The sequence below is a fragment of the Thalassospira sp. UBA4513 genome (assembly GCF_002388495.1).
Lineage (GTDB): Bacteria > Pseudomonadota > Alphaproteobacteria > Rhodospirillales > Thalassospiraceae > Thalassospira > Thalassospira tepidiphila.
The window spans coordinates 39,719-56,250 of record NZ_DGMR01000029.1 but is presented as its reverse complement, the minus strand read 5'-3'; the positions used below and the strand labels follow the sequence as shown (position 1 = coordinate 56,250).

At 54.0% G+C, this 16,532-nt stretch carries 18 protein-coding genes and 2 tRNA genes; 9 read left to right on the top strand and 11 right to left on the bottom strand.

The window, feature by feature from the left end; genetic code table 11:
• The coding region (locus B2T33_RS11545) for a glutamine amidotransferase-related protein (protein WP_414716638.1) at positions 1 to 404 on the bottom strand (404 nt) is incomplete at its 3' end.
• 290 nt (positions 405 to 694) lie between these two features.
• Here B2T33_RS11545 and B2T33_RS11540 point away from each other — a divergent pair.
• Entirely contained in the window at positions 695 to 988 is a 294-nt protein-coding gene (locus B2T33_RS11540; protein ID WP_064790493.1) for a hypothetical protein, read from the top strand.
• 131 nt (positions 989 to 1,119) lie between these two features.
• On the opposite strand, the gene B2T33_RS11535 is transcribed toward B2T33_RS11540, so the two are convergent.
• The 5 genes from B2T33_RS11535 to B2T33_RS11515 all read right to left on the bottom strand — a co-directional run bounded on the left by B2T33_RS11535 (position 1,120) and on the right by B2T33_RS11515 (position 7,091).
• Complete coding sequence (locus B2T33_RS11535) at positions 1,120 to 2,457, bottom strand: RsmB/NOP family class I SAM-dependent RNA methyltransferase (RefSeq protein ID WP_197145380.1); 1,338 nt, start codon at positions 2,455 to 2,457, stop codon at positions 1,120 to 1,122.
• 199 nt (positions 2,458 to 2,656) lie between these two features.
• Positions 2,657 to 4,123 carry an IMP dehydrogenase gene (gene guaB / locus B2T33_RS11530; RefSeq protein WP_197145381.1) on the bottom strand — a complete coding sequence of 489 codons (1,467 nt, stop codon included), beginning with the start codon at positions 4,121 to 4,123 and terminating at the stop codon, positions 2,657 to 2,659.
• A 197-nt stretch (positions 4,124 to 4,320) separates the two neighbouring features.
• A complete protein-coding gene (locus B2T33_RS11525) occupies positions 4,321 to 4,845 on the bottom strand; it encodes a PAS domain-containing protein (RefSeq protein ID WP_040824713.1) in 525 nt (174 codons plus the stop codon).
• Between the two features lie 188 nt (positions 4,846 to 5,033).
• Positions 5,034 to 5,840 carry an RlmE family RNA methyltransferase gene (locus B2T33_RS11520; protein ID WP_082923611.1) on the bottom strand — a complete coding sequence of 269 codons (807 nt, stop codon included), beginning with the start codon at positions 5,838 to 5,840 and terminating at the stop codon, positions 5,034 to 5,036.
• A gap of 60 nt (positions 5,841 to 5,900) precedes the next feature.
• Positions 5,901 to 7,091, bottom strand: coding sequence for a Ppx/GppA phosphatase family protein (locus tag B2T33_RS11515; RefSeq protein ID WP_232308479.1), 1,191 nt, complete (start codon positions 7,089 to 7,091; stop codon positions 5,901 to 5,903).
• Positions 7,092 to 7,336: 245 nt separating this feature from the next.
• Here B2T33_RS11515 and B2T33_RS11510 point away from each other — a divergent pair.
• The 5 genes from B2T33_RS11510 to B2T33_RS11495 all read left to right on the top strand — a co-directional run bounded on the left by B2T33_RS11510 (position 7,337) and on the right by B2T33_RS11495 (position 9,007).
• Positions 7,337 to 7,410: transfer RNA gene (locus tag B2T33_RS11510), tRNA-Gln, on the top strand.
• Between the two features lie 102 nt (positions 7,411 to 7,512).
• Positions 7,513 to 7,773 (top strand): GIY-YIG nuclease family protein, encoded by a 261-nt coding sequence (locus B2T33_RS20395; protein WP_008892349.1) that lies wholly within the window; start codon positions 7,513 to 7,515, stop codon positions 7,771 to 7,773.
• Between the two features lie 2 nt (positions 7,774 to 7,775).
• Positions 7,776 to 8,342, top strand: coding sequence for a hypothetical protein (locus tag B2T33_RS11505; RefSeq protein ID WP_197145382.1), 567 nt, complete (start codon positions 7,776 to 7,778; stop codon positions 8,340 to 8,342).
• 103 nt (positions 8,343 to 8,445) lie between these two features.
• Positions 8,446 to 8,519 (top strand) — tRNA-Gln (locus tag B2T33_RS11500).
• A gap of 122 nt (positions 8,520 to 8,641) precedes the next feature.
• Positions 8,642 to 9,007, top strand: a complete 366-nt coding sequence (locus B2T33_RS11495; protein WP_286792058.1) for a GFA family protein — start codon at positions 8,642 to 8,644, stop codon at positions 9,005 to 9,007.
• A gap of 23 nt (positions 9,008 to 9,030) precedes the next feature.
• Here B2T33_RS11495 and B2T33_RS11490 read toward each other — a convergent pair whose 3' ends face one another.
• From B2T33_RS11490 to B2T33_RS11480, 3 genes are all read right to left on the bottom strand, one after another.
• Positions 9,031 to 9,702, bottom strand: a complete 672-nt coding sequence (locus B2T33_RS11490) for a 5-formyltetrahydrofolate cyclo-ligase (protein WP_286792057.1) — start codon at positions 9,700 to 9,702, stop codon at positions 9,031 to 9,033.
• 141 nt (positions 9,703 to 9,843) lie between these two features.
• Positions 9,844 to 10,050, bottom strand: coding sequence for a cold-shock protein (locus B2T33_RS11485; protein ID WP_008892097.1), 207 nt, complete (start codon positions 10,048 to 10,050; stop codon positions 9,844 to 9,846).
• 200 nt (positions 10,051 to 10,250) lie between these two features.
• Positions 10,251 to 10,949: a hypothetical protein gene (locus B2T33_RS11480; protein ID WP_286792056.1), complete on the bottom strand. Its 699-nt coding sequence runs from the start codon at positions 10,947 to 10,949 to the stop codon at positions 10,251 to 10,253.
• A gap of 571 nt (positions 10,950 to 11,520) precedes the next feature.
• Between B2T33_RS11480 and B2T33_RS11475 the strand changes: the two genes are divergently transcribed.
• Both B2T33_RS11475 and B2T33_RS11470 read left to right on the top strand, forming a co-directional pair.
• Complete coding sequence (locus B2T33_RS11475; protein WP_286792055.1) at positions 11,521 to 12,546, top strand: GGDEF domain-containing protein; 1,026 nt, start codon at positions 11,521 to 11,523, stop codon at positions 12,544 to 12,546.
• Positions 12,547 to 12,757: 211 nt separating this feature from the next.
• The gene (locus B2T33_RS11470; protein WP_063090275.1) at positions 12,758 to 13,792 is read left to right on the top strand and encodes a hypothetical protein; all 1,035 of its coding nucleotides are present in this window, start codon (positions 12,758 to 12,760) and stop codon (positions 13,790 to 13,792) included.
• An 85-nt stretch (positions 13,793 to 13,877) separates the two neighbouring features.
• On the opposite strand, the gene B2T33_RS11465 is transcribed toward B2T33_RS11470, so the two are convergent.
• Both B2T33_RS11465 and B2T33_RS11460 read right to left on the bottom strand, forming a co-directional pair.
• The gene (locus B2T33_RS11465; protein WP_008892093.1) at positions 13,878 to 14,210 is read right to left on the bottom strand and encodes a hypothetical protein; all 333 of its coding nucleotides are present in this window, start codon (positions 14,208 to 14,210) and stop codon (positions 13,878 to 13,880) included.
• Between the two features lie 130 nt (positions 14,211 to 14,340).
• Positions 14,341 to 14,964 carry a LysE family translocator gene (locus tag B2T33_RS11460; protein ID WP_008892092.1) on the bottom strand — a complete coding sequence of 208 codons (624 nt, stop codon included), beginning with the start codon at positions 14,962 to 14,964 and terminating at the stop codon, positions 14,341 to 14,343.
• Between the two features lie 630 nt (positions 14,965 to 15,594).
• On the opposite strand from B2T33_RS11460, the gene B2T33_RS11455 reads away from it, so the two are divergent.
• On the top strand, positions 15,595 to 16,532 hold a 938-nt coding region (locus B2T33_RS11455), incomplete at its 3' end, for a 2-isopropylmalate synthase (RefSeq protein WP_286792054.1).

Below are 16,532 nucleotides of genomic sequence, written 5' to 3'. Positions count from 1 at the left end.
CCGTGGCTCATCCAGACCTGTTCGCGGGCACCCTCGGCCCAGACACCTTTGAAAAGATCGCAATCCTCGATCACGTCGACAAAGGCACGACCAAATTCACGATGATCAGAGGTCGCGACCTTGCCGCCCAGCTGATTGACCATGGTCTGCTGACCATAGCAAATGCCCAGAACCGGCACGCCGAGCTCAAACACCTTTACCGGTGCCGAAGGGGCCTTGTCCCAATGCACAGACGCCGGGCCACCCGAAAGGATCACGGCCTTGGGGGCATATTCATCCAGGAACACGTCCGAGATGTTGTTAAAAGGATGGATCTCGCTATAGACACCGCTTTCGCGCACGCGACGTGCGATCAGCTGGGTGACCTGGGATCCGAAATCAATAATCAGCACGCGATCAGTCATCGGGCCGTATCTCCGTCGAAGATTGGGTTGCGCCGTACATACGCCAAACCATCGTGATGGGCAACCCGGCGCAGATGGTCCCCCAACGATGCATTCAAAAAACTTGTCTTGTTGTTACGGGTGTCTCGGTGCAATTGCGGCGGATTTGCGCGCAGAGCACCCCGAAAACCCCACAATTGGTCCCTTTTTTCCGCGCAATGGGCGCGCAGTATCTGAGCTAACGGAACGCGGGAAACACCGCGTCCAAGCACGAGCATCAAACGATTGATCAACGCAAGGGACACATCATCATGAGCACTTCCACCGGTAGCAAAATCGCCATGGCCGTCGCGGGCCTTATTCTGATTGCCGGCACGGCAACCGCCATCGCCATGACCCAGAAAGACGGCGGCACCAGCCTGCCGCTCATTGGCACCGAGGAAACCGCACCTGCGCAAAACGGCAAAGACCTGATCCCTGATAGTGCCGAAGAAATCGTTCCGGGCATGAAAAACCTTGAGAACGGCGACGCGTCCAAAGGAAGCGACGGTAGCGCAACTGGCACCGGCACCATCTTTGACGAGCCGGTACAGACCACCGAGTAACGCATAAGCGCGTTGACGGTTAAACAAAATCGGCCCTGCGAGCATCACTCGCAGGGCCTTTTGATTTGCAGGCAGAACAAGGGCGGTGTGAGGCTGGGACTGGTTTCCATATGCCATTACCGCCAGTGTCATTACTTTACCTTGCCTTTTGCGGTGCGTTCGAACACCGCAACAAAGAAACCATCCGTGCCATGGACGTTTGGCGACAAACGCAGCCACGGCTTGTCCTTGCCGCCCGGTACAGGCACTGATTTCGGCGCATCCGGCCAGATTTCATTAACCGGCACCGGTTTGAAATCCTTGCGATCGCGCATGAAGGTTTCGATCAGACGTTCGTTTTCCTCGGGCATGATCGAGCAGGTCGCATAAATCAGGCGCCCGCCCTTGGTGACCTTGGCGGCACCGGCCTTAAGGATTTTGCTTTGTTCCGCCATCAGGCCGCGCAAGTCACGCTGCCCAATCCGCCAGCGCAGTGCCGGGTTACGACGAAGCGTCCCAAGGCCCGAGCACGGCACATCAAGCAACACCCGGTCAAAAAAGCCCGACTTGTTACGAAGCCAGCTGTCACGTTCATCGGCGATGATGCGTTGCTGGATGCAATCGCCTGCCCCGGCACGGCGTGCACGTTTGCGCGCATTGTCGAGACGACCGCCATGGGTGTCACAGGCAAGAATACGGCCCTTGCCGCGCATGTCCGCCGCAAGGCCAAGCGTCTTGCCGCCACCGCCCGCACACATATCCAAAATCGTCATGCCCGGCTTGGCATCGACCAGATGCACGCAAATCTGCGATGCTTCGTCCTGGATTTCGATCAGGCCGTCTTTATAGGCCGCCGTAACCAGCATGTTCAAACCAAGCGGCAAACGAAGGCCATTGGGGGCATAGGGCGTGCGTTCGATATCCTTGATGCCATCAGCCTTCAGCGACTTGATCGCATCTTCAACACTACCGCGCAGGCGGTTCACGCGCAGATCAAGTTTGGCCGGCTGGTTATACGCCGCCATTTCGGCGGCAAGGTTTTCGTGATGCAGCTTCATCAGTTCGGTATAAAGCCATTTCGGCAATTCGGCCTTTACCGCACCGGGCTGCGCATCATGATCAAGTGTTGTGCCCGAAAGCTTGTTGATCAGATGCTTTTCATTGGGACGCAAAATGTCGGGGCAGAATTGTTCACCACAGAAACGGTCTTCGATCTCGCTGGTGGTCAAACCGTCATGCAACACCAGATCGGCGATCATGCGCGCACGACCGTCCTGGAACTGATAATCACATTCCGCCAGCCACCAACCCAGACGAGCCTGATGACGGATCAGGTTATAGAAACGTTCGCTGATTTCACGACGATCCCCGCCGCCGATATACCGGCGTGATCCGAAATAGCCTGACACAACGCGGTCGGCGTCATCTCGGTTATGGGTCCAGCCATCGTAAAGTTCGATAACGGCTGCTATGCGGGCACCGGGTTTCAAAGCGTAAAATCCAACCTGTTTGCGGGTGAAAGACTGCTTCGCATATGGGAAGCGCGCCAACACCTTACGATAAAAAAGCTGATGACGGCAGGAAGGCCTGCCGTCATCGAAATTTGAATGCGCCTCATATCATGGCAAGGACCATTCGCCAACAGCGTCAAACGCAAGGCTGGTCAGCCAATCAGCAGGCGCAAGTCCATCAGCCGCCCGGACGATAGTTCGGTGCTTCGCGGGTGATGGTCACGTCGTGCGCATGGCTTTCGCGCAGGCCCGCATTGGTAATGCGAACAAATTCCGCACGTTCGCGGAAGTCCGCAAGCGTTGCCGAACCGGTATAGCCCATGGATGCCTTAAGACCACCAACCAGCTGATGGATGATCTGACCTGCCGGGCCTTTGTAAGGAACGCGGCCTTCGATGCCTTCGGGAACCAGTTTGAGGTTGTCCTGAACATCCTGCTGGAAATAACGGTCGGCCGAGCCACGTGCCATCGCACCGACCGAACCCATACCACGGTAGGATTTGTATGAACGGCCCTGATACAGGATGACTTCGCCAGGGGCTTCGTCAGTACCGGCCAGAAGCGATCCAACCATGCAGGTGCTTGCACCGGCTGCCATCGCCTTGGCAATGTCGCCAGAAAACTTGATACCGCCATCAGCGATGATCGGAATATCAAGCTTGTGCGCCATTTCACCACATTCAAGAACAGCAGTCAGCTGCGGCACGCCAACACCGGCAACGATACGGGTCGTACAGATCGAGCCTGGGCCGATACCGACCTTGACCGCATCTGCACCGGCCTCTGCCAGCGCCTTGACGGCGTCTGCGGTGGCGACGTTACCGGCAATGATCTGGGTGTCGCCAACCTGGGCCTTGATTTGTTCGACCGCCTTGATCACGCCGGCCGAATGGCCGTGTGCGGTATCAATGACCAAAACGTCCACACCTGCCTCAATCAGGGCTGCGGCGCGTTCAAAGCCAGCCTCGCCCACGCCAGTTGCCGCGGCAACGCGCAGGCGACCGCTTTCATCCTTGCAGGCGTTCGGGTGGAGTTTGGCTTTTTCGATGTCCTTGACCGTGATCAGGCCTGTGCAACGATAGGCTTCATCCACAACAAGCAGCTTTTCGATGCGGTGCTGGTGAAGGAGTTTCTTGGCTTCGGTGGTATCGACATTCTCGGTGACCGTGACCAGACCTTCGTGGGTCATCAGTTCGGAAACCGGCTGTGCGCGGTTGGATGCGAAACGGACATCGCGGTTGGTCAGAATGCCGACCAGCTTGTTCGAACCACGTTCGACAACCGGGATGCCGGAAATGTGGTTGGCATCCATCAGGTCGAGCGCATCGGCAAGCGTTTGATCAGGATGAATGGTGATCGGGTTGACGACCATACCCGATTCGAACTTTTTCACGCGGCGAACTTCTTCGGCCTGCTGTGCGATATCGAGGTTCTTGTGAATGACCCCCATGCCGCCATGCTGTGCCATGACAATCGCCATTGCGCTTTCGGTAACGGTATCCATTGCCGAGGAAAGCAGCGGGATTCTGAGTTCAATATTCTTGGTAATGCGGGTGTTGGTCTGCACCTGAGCAGGCAGCACTTCTGATGCTGCGGGTTTGATCAATACGTCGTCAAACGTCAGGGCTTCGGCAATGCGGGTCATCTGGCCACCTCGTTAATCTGAGTTGGCGCGGAATTTATACACGTTATGCCCCAAATGCCAAGTTTTGTGCGCCCATAACAGCCCTGTGATTTTATTGATGCTTTATTTTGCGCATTCCGTTAGAAACTGGTCGATGGGGCTGCCGTCAGGCGAGCCCCTTTTTCATTTCCGCAAATGCAAGCCTTGGAAACGCAGACCTAAAGGCTAAAGACAAACTGGTCGTAATCCATACCAGCGTCATTCAACAGGTCAGTGACCATCTTGATCCCGCGCGCCATGCCTTCCTTGCGGTTGGCTTCCTTGGCCTCTTCTTCACACAGCGCCTTATAAAGCGGGATGACCTTTTCGACCGCATCACGACGCGGCACGCGGCGGTTGGAATGATATCCGATGATCTTGCCATCCGGACCGAAGCTCGGCGTGACATTGGCCAAGACCCAGTAATGGTCGCCATTGGCACTGCGATTGATCACATAGGCGAAAATCTCGCGCCCGGCCTCAATGGTTTGCCACAGAAGGGCAAAGACCGACCTTGGCATATCAGGATGGCGGATGATGCTGTGTGGCTGACCAAGGATATCGCGTTCACGGTATCCGGCGACACGCAGGAACGTGTCATTGGCATATGTAATCCTGCCCTTGAGATCGGTCTTTGAGACGATGATCTCATGCTCGTCAAAATGACGTTCCACCCCTGTCAGGCTAAGATTGTCCTGTTTCATCAGATAAACCCCACAAGCAATGGCCACCCCACATGGCCCGTTCCACCCGGAATGCAAGACTAACTTCTTGCCACCTTGATCATTAACGCCTTGGGCGCGATCAGGGTTTGATGTAACGCAACAATGCCTGAAGAATTATAACTATTCCAGTCTATCCCATTGTGGATATTGGAATAATTTATTGATGCCTATTCGATCGGTGACCAGTTGTCGTCTTCGCGGATTTCGGCATTCCTGATGTCGTCCTCGGCGTTGTTCTGGCCGCGGAAGCCGGTTGCGATCAGATAGGCCTCGGGACTTTCGGGGCGGGATGCTGGCGGTTTGGCGTGCTTGGTCACGCGGAAGTTCTTTTTGACACGGTCAAGAAGCTCGTTCTCGGTACCGCCCTTGAACACCTTGGCAATGAAAATGCCGCCCGGTGCCAGAACTTCCTCGGCAAACAGCAAGGCATGTTCGACCAGATCAATAATACGAATGTGGTCGGTCTGACGGTGACCGGTGGTTTCCGGTGACATATCGGAAATTACGGCATCAACCGCGCCCTGCAATTCGTGCTTGATCATGTCCGGCGCCTTAGGATCAAGGAAATCGGCCTGCAAACAGGTCGCACCCGAAATGCCTTCCCATTCAAGGATATCAAGGCCGACAACCTGACCCTTGCCATGTTTGGAGCCGACCATATCCACCGCCACCTGCGTCCAGCCGCCAGGGGCCGCACCAAGGTCAACGATGCGCATGCCCGGTTGCAGCAGATCAAACTGGTTGTTGATTTCAATCAGCTTGAAGGCCGCACGCGAACGATAGCCAAGACGCTTGGCTTCCTGCACATACGGGTCATTAAGTTGGCGATCAAGCCAGCGGGTCGACGAAATCTTGCGCCCCTTGGCACTTTTTACACGCGTACGCAGGCCACGGCGTGCGCCGGTGTCGATGGCTGCAATGGCCGAACCCTTGCGGCGGCGCTGCCCGCCTTTTCCGCTGCGATTGTCGCTCATGATTTATCCTGAACTGAATTCTGTTTTGGCCAGACCTGCCGGGACATGGATGTCAACCGATCAGGAGGAAGCCGGAATATGCGACACTGTATGACGGCGTGCGTCGCATGGGTCAATAGCGTGGCCATCTGCGCGCATCAAATCGACCAGAATACCTTCGCGAAGCCCACGGTCGGCGACCTTAAGCGTCGCCAAAGGCCAGATATCACGAATCGCGGCAAAGATCGCCGCCCCGGCATCCATCAGTTCGGCGCGCTGATTGCCAATGCACGGATGACCCTTGCGTTTGTCCGATCCCATGCGCAGCAAAAGCTCGGTCACGCGTTCTGCGTCATCAAACCGCAGATCAGACCCATCGACCTTGTGACGTTCATACCGTTCAAGACCAAGTGCAATGCCACAGAATGTGGTGACGGTGCCCGATGTGCCAACCATCTGGACCTTGTCATCATCGAGCATGTCCGAGCAGCAATTGCGCTTGGCAAATTCTTCAAGACGCTGGCGGATTTCGGTGCGCATGGCTTCAAACCGTTCGCGGCGTTCCTCGACCGTGGCATAACGTTCGGTCAGGCACAGAACACCGCACGGCATGGACAGGGTTTCAATGCACTGGGTCTTGCCGGTCTTGTCGACCTTGATCCAGCAGATCTCCGTACTGCCACCACCGATATCAAACACCACCGCATAGGGACGTTCATCCAGAAGGGCCGAGCAGGCCTGAAGCGCCAGACGGCTTTCCTCATCCGGATTGATGATATCAAGCGAGATACCGGTTTCATCGAAAACGCGACGAACGAATTCATCACGATTGTTGGCAGTGCGGCAGGCCTCGGTCGCAACGGCACGAAGCTTTGCCCCCGGATGACGGCGCAGTTTTTTGGCACAGACCCGAAGCGCATCAATCGCCCGGTCCATCGCCGCCTCACACAGATAGCCCTTTTCACGCACGCCTTCGCCGAGGCGCACGACACGTGAAAAGGCATCAATCACCTTGAAGCCATCATTGCACGGGCGCGCGACCAGAAGCCGGCAGTTTGAACTGCCCAAATCAATCGCGGCATAAAGCGGGGCTGTAATGCAATCAACGATGCGCGATGATTTCGCGCCACCGTCGGGGACCTGAACGGCGGTTCCCGGTTGCGGCATGCCCGGTTTATCGGGGCCATCAAGCACGGCATGCCCGCCCATTGCAGCGCCGCCTGCCGGGCTGCTGCCCCTGTGCGAGTTGCTATGGGGGGATTGGTGCTTCACCGTTCGAAAACCTGCCTTCTGTTACGCGCATAATTTCTATATTGCGGATCATCATGATATTTATGTGACGATCTCGCGAATCAACTATATGAGTGTAACGACAATCCCCGGCAAGGCAAATCCCGTATGCGGTAATCGCATGGTTGACCAGATGGAAACAAAAAAGGGGTTGCCAAAACCGGGCGGGTTTTATACATAGCGGCCCACACCGCGCCGCACGTCGCGCACGGTGGACCAAGTTTTGTTGGGGAATAGGTTAACGGTAGACCTACGGACTCTGACTCCGTCAGTCCTGGTTCGAATCCAGGTTCCCCAGCCAGCCTTCGCCTACTAAAGTAGGCTACGGCTTGGCATGCCAAGTAGTCGCCCCACATTCATAAGCGGCGAAGGCTGACACGCCGAAGCTAAGCGGAGGCGGTCAATGGCGGACATGCAATATGTCTATATTCTTCAGAGTTTAAAGTTTCCCGAACGCTACTATATCGGCTGCACGCGAGATGTCGCAAAGCGTTTGTATCGCCATAACAACGAACCAAACAGCTCAGGCTCCAAGCATACAGCAAACTTTGGTCCATGGAAGATCATAAACACCTTTGGATTCGAAGACGCGAACAAGGCATTTGCTTTCGAGAAATACCTCAAAACAGGCTCTGGTAGAGCGTTCTGCAAAAGGCACTTTTAGGAATGGACCAGTTGCCGACAGAGTTTAAAGCATTCCGAGTTGAATGTATCTGGCTGAAACAATGCCATTTTACATTCGAACAAATGTTTGAAAGCGACCAACACACAGCTCAGCTATTACATGATACTGCGCCCTTGTTTTTCAACGACCTTAATCACATTCTGATTGAGTATATTTTTCTCCAAGTTTGCAAAATAACGGACCCTGCAACTGCAGGAAAAAGAAGCAATGTTACCTTGCCTTATCTCAATCAAAAACTGGAGCAACATCATTTATTCACAAACGAGATCAAAGAGTATTCCGATGAAATTCTGAGATACAGATCTCTTGTACAAACCGCACGTAATCGGCTTGTGTCTCATTTGGACATGGAAAGTGTTTTAGCCGCAGAAAGCCTCGGGCTACATCAGCCAGAAGACGTCGTTAATTTCTTTGAATGTCTGCAGAAATATTGTGATGCAGTGGGCAGAAATATCGGAGTTGGTCCTTTAGACTTTAGTCATCCTGGGTGTTCTGGTGATGTACTTGATCTGATACAGAAGCTTAAATTTGCCAAACAAAACTGCTAATGCTGGCAAAAATCTGAAGCTGCCCAGTACAGCTTGACAAGCGTATCCTGATCCATTACCAAACGGCTCCGCCACGTCTAGTACGCGCGAAACAAAGTTCTGTTGGGGAATAGGTTAACGGTAGACCTACGGACTCTGACTCCGTCAGTCCTGGTTCGAATCCAGGTTCCCCAGCCACTTTGCCCCAACCCTTCCACGACACTTTTCGACCAACCGCAATGTCGCTGAATTGCAGCGCGAACAGGTTCGATTTAAAGTGCCTGATCATTGATGGCATCTATTTTGGACGGGGACGTAGCATGAAAAAGGTTTCTGGTGGCTGCCTGTGCGGTAAAATCCGCTTTGAGACAGTAAGTGAACCGCTTCGGGTCGGGCTCTGTCACTGTATGGATTGCCGCAAGCATCACGGGGCGTTGTTTCATGCCTCGGCGATTTTCCCGGAAACGGCGGTCGAGATCACTGGAAAGACCCAAAGTTATCAGGGGCGGCATTTCTGTCCTGATTGCGGGTCGTCGGTGTTTTCATGCAGCGATGACGAGATCGAGCTTCATCTGGGCGCGATGGATGCCCCGGATCAGTTCATCCCGACCTATGAGCTCTGGACGATCCGGCGCGAAAAGTGGCTGCCGGAATTTCCAGTCAAACACCTTTACGAGCGCGACTGAACCATCAATCGCGAAGAAGCTGCCTAATCACTTAAATGGCAAGGCGGTGATGTTTGGTCGGGTTTGTCCGCATCACCTGTGGCCTGCCCGTCAATATAGCGCGTCCCGTGTTCGGTGATCAGAACATCGACAGGCACGTCATATTGATGCGGAAGAATGTCATCAAGCCGGGTGGCTTCAAATCCGATCCCAACCACCAGCGGTTTTCGCGTAAGCGTCGCCAGTGTCCGGTCAAAAAACCCGCCGCCATATCCCAGACGATACCCCGCCGGGTCGAACCCGACCAACGGGGCCAGTAGCACATTTACAGCGACTTCCTTGCTATTGGCCGGCTCGGGGATCCGCGCAAAGCCCGGCACCATTTCGGTATCAGGCGTCCAGTCATGAAAGATCATCGCCTGATCCTTGCCCGGAACCACCGGAAGGGCTGCCTTCCCGCCAGATTTGACATGGGCCGTGACCACCGGACGCAGATCAATTTCGTTCTGGATCGGCCAATAAAAACCAATTGTTGCGGCGGTACGGTCCTTGAGGAAGGTCGCGAAATGACCACGGATTTGATCAGAGAGTTTTTGGTGGCTTTGCGCATCAAGTCCGGCGCGCCAGCCAAGCAAAGCCCGCCTGACTGCGTGGCGCCATTCCGACTGTGTGGTTGCATCACCGCCAACAGGTGCGGCAGGAAGATCAAGGATCATGAATGCCCGGAGAGTTTGCTGCTTTGATAAAAGTCACGCGTTCAGGCGACACCACCAAGCGGGCCCCAAAAACGCATAACGCGCCGGAAGGCCGGCGCGTTAACGGTTGTCAGCAAAGAAAGCTGCAAGCCAGATAGAAATTTAGAGAATGGCGAGTTCTTCTGCCGACATGCGGCCGTTGCGACCTTCAATCAGCTCAAACTGAATTTTCTGCCCTTCATCAAGTCCCTGCAGACCAGCACGCTGAACAGCGGTGATGTGCACGAATGCATCTTTGCCGCCCTCGTCCGGGGTGATGAAGCCATAACCCTTGGTCGCATTGAACCACTTAACCGTTCCGGTAGCCATATCCGTAGTCGTCCTTAGTTTAGTATGCGCATCCCCAAAGTCAGGAATGCATGAAAACAGTCCCTGCATTACACCGACCAAAAGCGCAACCACCATCAACCAGAGAGCGACCACACACTTGAAAGATGCACTGCATCGTTTCAATAATTACCCAATTTTCGGCTTAGTGCAATGGATTCATGCATGAAGTTCTTTTTTCGCTACCACGCGTAATCGACCATGTGACGCAGGTCACCATGCGGCACCTGCCCAGAACCCGACACACCCATAGATGAATCAAATGCCGAAACGAATTCCCGTAAGGGTTCTGTATCGCGGCAGATCAGCGAGATGTCGACGGTGATCACCGGGGGCAGCTCCGCCTCGATGATATCGGTTCGGCCAAACATGCGGATATTGGTGCTGTCACCTATGATCCCGGTCAGTCGCCCGGCCGCAAGCAGCTCGACAGCCTGCTCGAGACTTCCGAGATCATGCCAGACGATCTCGCCACGCAGCGACAGACTCGGCCTTGGCAGATTGGCAAGAATTCCGATATCGACCTGCGGCAGGGTGCGGATATCAGCACCGATACGCTGGAACACGCGAAGTTCGAAGCGAACCTTGCTTTTTGAGGCAATGGTGTCTTCAAAACGTGCCGGGTGGGATGCAAGAATACAGTCGGTCAGCCCCGCATCAAGCGCATCGCGAAAACGGTTATAGGGAAAAACATCAAAGGCAACCGGACGCTGTTGCGCGCCAAGCAGGGTAATGAACCGTCGCTGACCGGGAAGAGCATATTGGCTCCACTTGGCGTCGAACACGATATTGCTGGCAACGCGCACCGCATCAGTTGCGTTCGCACCAGAAACACCAAGACCGCAGACAACAAAAAGCCCGACAAACAGGGCTGCTCGCATCGCTATTCGGCTGGTAACAAGGATCAATTAAACGCCCTGCCATAGTGGTTATTACAGATGCCGTCACGCGCAAGCCGTTCCCGGGCAACATTCGACTATTAGGCATATAAGGTCGCCCGATCTGAATACCAGATAGTGATAATAGAAAGACTGCCCGCACACCGTCAGGAAGGATGAAATGAAGTTCTTGCGCCCAATTGGAGCAGAAGGCCAGACAGCCTGAAAATGGATAAAATCAGCAGATTTTTATGGCAGGCAGAGTGATCATTCTACGATCCGGCGTCGTATATGCCAGTACCGACTTTTCAGGCGTCAAGCGCCAGACGCCGTTGTCACCTGACAATATAGAAAGCCATTCGTTCGGGATGTCTGAATTTGTCATTGTCTGAGGGGTAGAAGTGCGTGACAAAGCCCCTTGCTTTAGACGATGATAGAGCAAGCCTAATATAAAAAGTATATCTTGCACCTAAATGTGCACGAGCACCCTAGAGCATCGGTTAGTAGCGATGCAGGGTCTAAGTTGGGACACACTTGACTGAATGGATATGATATTCGGATCGGATAACAGGAAGTGACAGCGACAACCAAGATCGCAAACCCACGCGACATTGCGCACAACGTTATGGCGCTCGTCAACGAGCTCAACTTGCAGCCGACGCCACAGGTTTACCATGTTTTCTACAGCTACCTGACAGACGAGGTGCCCGAACTCAGTCAGTTGATCAAGGTCTTGATCCGCAACACGCAGGATCTTGATGAAGAGACTGTTTTCCGAATTTACCACAAGTACCTCGGCACCCACGCGATGCAACAGCATCTGAAGCAAGGGGTCGAGGGGCTGCAGTCTGCTGTCGAACGTGTCGAAATGGCAGTAACGTCGGTCATGCGGGAGACGGATACCTTCTGTGGCGATATCGAGGTCGCATCACAGCAGTTGCTGGCCTCGGACATCACATTGGAGGACGCACGGTCTGTCAGCCGTGGCTTGTCGGAAAGATCCAGCAAGGCGCGTGATACATACAGCTCCTTTAACGGCAGCCTTGAGGAATATCACAAGGAGGTTCTCAGGGTCCGTACCGAGCTTGAGCTTGTCCGCCGGGATGCCCTGACCGACACCTTGACCGGGATTGCCAACCGCAAGAATTTTGACACGTCGCTGCGCGACGCGGTGACGACAACGATGGAGTCCGGCGCGCCATTATCGCTTTTGATGATCGATATCGATCACTTCAAGGAGTTCAACGATAATTTCGGGCACCGTGCCGGTGACGGGGTCCTGAAGGCTGTGGCGCGGGTGCTGGTCAGTTCGACAAAGGGTGCAGACACCGTTGCCCGTTATGGTGGCGAAGAGTTTGCGATCATCCTGCCTGATACCGAGCTGGAGAACGCGGCAAAACTCGCCAACAAGCTGAGACAAAACGTGTCAAACCAACATATTATAAACAAAAAAACCGGCAAGGATTTCGGCAAGTTAACCGTTTCAATTGGCTTGACGGCTTATAATCTTGGAGAGAATATATTGGAGTTTGTGGACCGGGCGGACAAAGCTCTTTATATGGCAAAGCAGGAAGGTAGAAACACCTGCGTGATGCAATAGACAGGGCCCTAATGGAAAACACCAAATCAGGGCATCAATAAATGCATCTCTGAAAAAGAGATTTCGACGATAGAACCAAGATCCAACCAAGACACCGAGCTAACACACATGTCCGAATAGGCCAAAAGAGCAGAACCGATGACCTAACAATCGGACCTGCGATGTACAACATAGTAATGTGTTGCACCGGCTTTGCAGGGCGGAGAAGCAGATGAAGACACCCAATAGCGAACGTAAAATCGAGCTAGAACACAAGATTTTCAAAACGTTCGAAGAATGCCACTTTCAGAAGTCTGATATCTCAGACGAAGCTCTTTTTGTCCTGAAAATGGCAGAAGGATCGGTTGTGTCTTTGCCGCTTAAGGCGATTTGCCGTGAATTCGATATTGATCCGGAATCCAAGGATGGCGATCTGATCAGCCTGATCGACAAGTCGCTTAACTTTGTCAATGTCCTGCGCCCGGGCGACAACCTGCCGCTTGAAGTTCTGACCGGTGAAGCATCATGGGCTGTTGACGAAGATCACAAGGCGATTGCCTATAACCGTATTACCATGCAGTTGGTAACCTGGATGTCGGGGAGTGAAGAACTCATCACCGACCCGGACCAACTGATGCAGATCGCCGAGGATCCGAACACCAAAAAGAAGATCAACCAGGCTTTTGACGAAGTTGCCGAAAAGCTTGGGTTTGGCAAAGAAAACCGCGAAGAAGTCGTCAATCTTGTGCATCAGGTCGCTGATGAGTTGTCCTATATCGAGACGCTCCGCGTGAAGTATCGCAAGATCCTGATGGTGGACCGCAAGTTGCAGGACCTTCGCCGCATCTATGCACATGAAAAAGGTGTTCTGGAAACCGTTACCCAGGCCATCCGACTGCTTGACGACGCCAAAAAGAAATTCGAAACGACGTTTGACGAACTTGATGCCAATACCGGCGAAATCATGTCAGTTCTGCGTAACTTCACTTCGCAGCGCCAATATATCCGAAGCCAGCGTGATGACCTTTATAAACGTCTGCGCGCGTGGGAACCGCTGATCGAACAGTGGGAAGAACTTGAACTGGAGCGCGGTCCCAAGGCTGTCAATCTGGTCAAACAGACCTACCAGTTCCTAGCCCCGCGCTTCATGAAGGTCAAGCAATGGCTGCTGATGACCAAGGTGCAAGACGGTGTTTCCGAACAACACAGCTTCAAGAACGAAGACGAACGCATGGGCAAGCTCAAAGGCAAGATGATGCAGTGGTAGCCCTGCCCGCCGTGTTAGGGAATAGAAAAAAGGCGCGCTGTTCAAGCGCGCCTTTTGTGTTTCTAAGCTGCCTTGTCGACCTGACTTAGCGGGCCTTTTCACCGGTCATGGTGATTTTAAGCGCCACATGGTCATCCAGAACTGCAATCGACTTGGATGCATTTGCCGGCACCGGGACCTTGCGATCAATGCAATAGGCAATCATCGCAGCCGCAAGTTCTGCGCCTGCGGTTGGAACAATCAGCTTTTGACCTTCATCAGAAGTAACCGTCATACGCGCGATGACTTCCGGTTTGCGTTCCACCTCAAAGCTGCTGATCTGACCGGGCGGAAGCGCTTTGCCGGTGCGTCGACCATGGGCCAGAATTGCCTTGATCAGTTCGCCGTCCTCGAAAACGATACAGCGTATCTCGCGCATGGTCGGAAATCCTCAAAACAGTTGTTTGATTACATATTGTTATGATGAAACAACAAAACAAACATCAAATTCAGGCAACGCGTTGAAATAATGCCCAAAGCACGACCAAACGCCGCGAACGGCCACCAGATCAGCTACTTGCCAACCAGACGCCCACGCCGATCATCAATGTTCCGGCGACACGGTTGAGGATGCGCACGTTACCGCTTTTTTCAAGGAAGCGACGCAACGACCGCCCACCGGTGGCATACATCGTCATGCAGATCAGCTCGGTCACCAGAATGATCGCAACCAGCACCGAAAGCTGTGGCGCGATGGGATGCTGCAAACTGATAAATGGCGGAAGCAGGGAAATCATAAAGGCCCAGCCCTTGGGGTTGGCAATCGCGGTAACAAAGCCCTGTGCTGCCAGCCCGGCGGCTGTTGCTGTCTTGGCACCTTCGACTTCGCCGGAAATTGCCATGCGCCCGCGCGAACGCCACAACTGAATGCCGAGCCACGCCAGATAGGCCCCGCCGATATACTTAAACACCGCGAACACGGCCGGATACTGCAACATGATCGCCGCCACGCCTAGTGCCGAGGCAACCACAACAATGCCCACACCGATCAGTTCACCCACCATCATCCAGAGTGTGCGTTTCAGACCGATTGTCATGCCAAGGGTCAGCGCAAGTGTCATGCACATACCCGGCGTAATGGAGACAAAGAAGGCCGTGGGGATAAAGGCCCCGATCAACGACAAACTCAGCATAATGGTTCCTGTGGCTTGGATGGCGTTCCGCCCTGACCGTCACCATTGGGGGCGTGACGTCATCAGGGACGAAATCACTACCCGATTAGTCAAATTCCGACCAGTATCTTTTTGGTATGGCCGAAATGACATTTCGGCTGCTGTGTCGGACAGCACGAAAACAGCACAATGGCCCGAATATCGTAACAGAAACGCACATGCCAAACCCGGCCCCGCTAAATTCCACTCAAAAAACAGACCAAAAGGTACAAAAATTACTTGACCTGAAGGGGCCCGCCGACGAAATTGGGGACGTCGCCAGCAACAGCTGGCATTCAAAGCCAATTGATGAAGACCGATGACCGCAGACATTTGCAACATTGATGCATATGCCGACCGTGCCGAAGCCACCGCTTTGCGCGCGCTTGCGCTGTCTGCCCTCAACCTAATTTCCGGTCTCCTTGGTCTAGCAGAGCTAGGCGCTCTACGACTTACTCGCCCCTGAGCGAATCATGCCGGTCCGGATCACACGAATAGCTTGTCGATCCATTTACCGCAGCTCAGGGGAAAAAGTCGCGCCAGACGGCCCGCACTCCTTCCAGACAGAATTTACATACCGGGCAAAGACCCGTTTGATCAGGAAACAAGATAATGGCTAGTGCAAACGACAATCGCGTCATCATTTTCGACACCACTTTGCGTGATGGGGAACAGTCCCCGGGTGCATCGATGACGCTTGATGAAAAGCTGCGCGTGGCGCACGCACTGGCGGAACTGAAGGTTGATGTCATCGAAGCAGGCTTTGCCATCGCATCGAACGGCGACTTCCAGTCCGTCCATGAAATCGCCAAGCAGGTCAAAGGACCGACCATCTGTTCGCTGGCACGTGCCGCCAAGGGCGACATCGAACGCGCGGCAGAGGCATTGGAACCGGCTGAGAACAAGCGTATCCACACCTTCATCTCCACAAGCCCGCTGCATATGAAATACAAATTGCAGATGGAACCGGAACGCGTTCTGGAAAAGGTGATTGAAAGTGTGACACTGGCGCGCAAGTTCACCGACGATGTTGAATGGTCGGCAGAAGACGGTTCGCGTACCGAACATGACTTCCTGTGCCGTTGCGTCGAAGCGGCCATTGATGCCGGTGCGACCACCATCAACATCCCCGATACGGTTGGATACACCACGCCGACCGAATATGCCGAACTGATGACCATGCTGTTTAACCGCGTGCCGAACATCGACAAGGCGATCCTGTCGGTTCACTGCCACAACGATTTGGGCATGGCGGTTGCCAACTCGATCTCGGCGGTCAATGCAGGGGCGCGTCAGATCGAATGCACGATCAATGGCCTCGGCGAACGTGCCGGTAACGCCGCACTCGAAGAAATCGTGATGGCGATCAACACCCGTAACGATGCCTTCCCGTTCACCACGGGCATTGATACCACCAAGATCATGAACGCATCGCGTCTGGTTTCCGCTGTTTCCGGCTTTGTCGTACAGCCAAACAAGGCCATCGTTGGCGCCAATGCGTTTGCCCATGAAAGCGGCATCCATCAGGACGGCATGCTGAAGAACGCCGA